The sequence below is a fragment of the Halomonas sp. SIMBA_159 genome, from assembly GCF_046536035.1.
In the GTDB taxonomy this organism is placed as follows: domain Bacteria; phylum Pseudomonadota; class Gammaproteobacteria; order Pseudomonadales; family Halomonadaceae; genus Vreelandella; species Vreelandella venusta_A.
Genome location: NZ_JAWJBT010000814.1, coordinates 1 through 264 on the forward strand (window position 1 = coordinate 1; position 264 = coordinate 264).

1 protein-coding gene is annotated in these 264 nt (G+C 60.6%); it reads right to left on the reverse strand.

Annotated elements, in window-relative coordinates:
• Positions 1-101: 101 nt before the first annotated feature.
• A partial coding sequence (locus R0J87_RS21475) for a transposase (protein ID WP_498888828.1) occupies positions 102-264 on the reverse strand: 163 nt, incomplete at its 5' end.

The window sequence follows — 264 nt, forward strand, 5'->3', positions numbered from 1 at the left end:
GTCTGATTTGAAGTGGGGGTCGTGCATACGGACGATGGATTTAGTGACGGATGCGGTGGAGTTGGCTTGCAACGGGCCTAAGAGTCCGTTTGAGAATGGGCTCAGTGGCTGACGCGGCGTAGGAGCATGCTGCCCATGGCCACGTGGATCATGGCCTCGGATGTGTCGATGCGCTGTTCGTAGTCACGAACGAGACGTCGCCAGCGCGTGAGCCAGGCAAAGGTGCGTTCGACCACCCAGCGCCGGGGAAGGACGACGAAACCC